This is a genomic window from Arthrobacter livingstonensis (assembly GCF_003219815.1).
Lineage (GTDB): Bacteria > Actinomycetota > Actinomycetes > Actinomycetales > Micrococcaceae > Specibacter > Specibacter livingstonensis.
The window spans coordinates 1-1,047 of record NZ_QJVD01000110.1 but is presented as its reverse complement, the minus strand read 5'-3'; the positions used below and the strand labels follow the sequence as shown (position 1 = coordinate 1,047).

The window sequence follows — 1,047 nt, the reverse complement described above, 5'->3', positions numbered from 1 at the left end:
ACGCGTGATCAGCAAAAGCAGGTAGATGTTTAAAGATGAGTCTTCTAACCGAGGTCGAAACGTACGTTCTCTCTATCATTCCATCAGGCCCCCTCAAAGCCGAGATCGCGCAGAGACTTGAGGATGTTTTTGCAGGGAAGAACGCAGATCTCGAGGCTCTCATGGAGTGGATAAAGACAAGACCAATCCTGTCACCTCTGACTAAGGGGATTTTAGGGTTTGTGTTCACGCTCACCGTGCCCAGTGAGCGAGGACTGCAGCGTAGACGGTTTGTCCAAAACGCCCTAAATGGGAATGGAGACCCAAACAACATGGACAAGGCAGTTAAATTATACAAGAAACTGAAGAGGGAAATGACATTTCATGGAGCAAAGGAAGTTGCACTCAGTTACTCAACTGGTGCGCTTGCCAGCTGCATGGGTCTCATATACAACAGGATGGGGACAGTAACTGCAGAAGGGGCTCTTGGATTGGTATGTGCCACTTGTGAGCAGATCGCTGACGCACAACATCGGTCCCACAGGCAGATGGCAACTAGTACCAACCCACTAATTAGGCATGAGAATAGAATGGTACTAGCCAGTACTACGGCTAAGGCTATGGAGCAGATGGCTGGATCAAGTGAACAGGCAGCGGAAGCCATGGAAATCGCAAGCCAGGCTAGGCAAATGGTGCAGGCTATGAGGACAGTCGGGACTCACCCTAACTCCAGTACAGGCCTAAAGGATGATCTTATTGAAAATTTGCAGGCCTACCAGAACCGGATGGGAGTGCAACTGCAGCGGTTCAAGTGACCCACTCGTTGTTGCAGCTAACATTATTGGGATATTGCACCTGATATTGTGGATTCTTGATCGTCTTTTCTTCAAATGCATTTATCGTCGCTTTAAATACGGTTTGAAAAGAGGGCCTTCTACGGAAGGAATGCCTGAGTCTATGAGGGAAGAATATCGGCAGGAACGGCAGAATGCTGTGGATGTTGACGATGGTCATTTTGTCAACATAGAGCTGAAGTAAAAAACTACCTTGTTTCTACTGATCACGCGT

At 47.9% G+C, this 1,047-nt stretch carries 2 protein-coding genes; one reads left to right on the top strand and one right to left on the bottom strand.

Annotation, left to right across the window (positions count from 1 at the left end):
- The first annotated feature begins 35 nt into the window (after positions 1-35).
- Entirely contained in the window at positions 36-794 is a 759-nt protein-coding gene (locus CVV68_RS25180) for a matrix protein 1 (RefSeq protein WP_103467656.1), read from the top strand.
- Here CVV68_RS25180 and CVV68_RS25175 read toward each other — a convergent pair.
- Positions 787-993 carry a hypothetical protein gene (locus CVV68_RS25175; RefSeq protein ID WP_241522039.1) on the bottom strand — a complete coding sequence of 69 codons (207 nt, stop codon included), beginning with the start codon at positions 991-993 and terminating at the stop codon, positions 787-789. The genes CVV68_RS25180 and CVV68_RS25175 overlap by 8 nt on opposite strands.
- Between the last annotated feature and the right edge of the window lie 54 nt (positions 994-1,047).